The sequence below is a fragment of the Chryseobacterium sp. UYP7 genome, from assembly GCF_056279225.1.
Window position 1 is genome coordinate 1 of the sequence record NZ_JBWBQW010000021.1, and the last position, 1,688, is coordinate 1,688.

The 1,688-nt window shown below is 32.6% G+C and carries 2 protein-coding genes; both read right to left on the reverse strand.

Annotated features, from left to right (window positions below; translation table 11 throughout):
- Positions 1 to 229: 229 nt before the first annotated feature.
- Positions 230 to 994: a hypothetical protein gene (locus ACZ9HT_RS16940; protein ID WP_476041676.1), complete on the reverse strand. Its 765-nt coding sequence runs from the start codon at positions 992 to 994 to the stop codon at positions 230 to 232.
- 154 nt (positions 995 to 1,148) lie between these two features.
- On the reverse strand, positions 1,149 to 1,688 hold a 540-nt coding region (locus tag ACZ9HT_RS16945; RefSeq protein ID WP_476041677.1), incomplete at its 5' end, for a hypothetical protein.

Here is a 1,688-nt window from a genome sequence, read left to right on the forward strand (position 1 = left end):
AATAGCCGGTCTTAAAACGCATTTATTGAGGCGTGAAAAGTTCGTTTTCTTAAGAAATTATTGGAAAGCTGAGTTTTTTCACAGCCTGACGTTTTTCGGCTTGGCGATGTGGCGGATAAAGAAGCAGAAACTTTCTATAATCACTGAACTCCAAAGTATGCAAAAATTTTCGATTTAGCACGAAACCCGCCATATTGCCAAACCGATGTTATAGCCAGTTTTTCTGTCTCTAATTTCGTTTGTAATAAATACTTGGGTTCAATACTTTTTCTAAATCGTCAATTTTAATTAAGTCTTCAATTGTCTGTTGAATACATTCTCTTGTCAATTCTTTTACGAATAAGTCGGGAGGTTTCTGATAAAGTCCGTTTAAATTTTGTCCTGTTTTTTTGTCTTCATTAATTGCTGTTTCTAAGTATTTATAAGTCCAAACATTAATTCCATAGTGTCGACAGTCTTCCAAGTCAACGTGAATGTTGCAAAATTCGTTTTCAAAGTCCCAATTATTCGGGTCAACTTCTTCAAAATCTAACCACAATGTAAATTGAGTATTTTCTGTTTTTCTGCCTTTTAACTTGTTATAAAGTTTTCTCAATTCTTTATTGTCTGACCAACCTTCACTTTCTGTCATTGCAATAATTAGAAAGTCTTTTGCTTCGCCAACTGTATTTGCTTGTCCTTTAACGATTGCATAGTTCCAAGGACTTTCTTTCTTAGACATTTTGTATTCAAACTGGAATTTTTTATCTCCAATACTATAAACTTTCACAAACCAACCATCTTCCCAATTGTCCGCTGCTTGAATTACAAGTGAAAAATGTGAAGTCAATCCAAAAAGTGTCGTGTTCTTAAAAGTTTCTTTCACTATTGAAATAAATTCGAGCATTGCCTTTCCAATTTCATTTTCAACCACAGTTGCATTATTACTTGTCAATTCTTTGTAGAATTCTTCAAGTGTCTTACTCTTTTGGTCTGAATTTATTATTATTGGCATAGTATCGTTGTAAAATTGGCTATAACGGTTGGGTATTTATGCAGGCGGGATAAAAATACGAAAACTTTCTACTTGCTAAAAACTTAATTAATCGCTAAAATCTTCGATGAAAACTTCCGACCCGCTTGTATAAATACCATGTTAGCCGACGTTTTTATTTCCTTAAAGATTCAATCAGTTTCGAGTATTGAGATTTATTGAAAGTGAATTCTTCAATATCTTTAAATAGATCATAATCAATCTCATCGTATCCGTTTTCATATCCAAATTTTCTCCAAATTACTTTATCATTATTAAAACTTAAATCTACAGTTATTGCTCCGCATGCAATGTCACCACATTCGGAACACACATATAGTGGAATTCTACCGCTATTTAATTCCGGAATTTTTAATCCTAGAAATTCGTCAATTTGAGAATTTTCATAAACTTTGTTAGAACCCCATCCAAAAACGCCAATCATATCATAATTTTCAGCATTTAACATTTTAAAAAGCGAGTTTTCATCAACAATGAAATCATAATAAATTCTTTCAGTCTTATTAAATGCTCCAGCGCGAGTTTTTTTCTTTATCGCTAAGTGTTTCATAAAATGGCGGCTAACGGTTGGGTATTTCTGCAGGCGGGGCAAAAAAAGCCAAACCTTAATACTTGCTGAAATAGTGAAAATATCTAAAATTTTCGATTTAAAAAC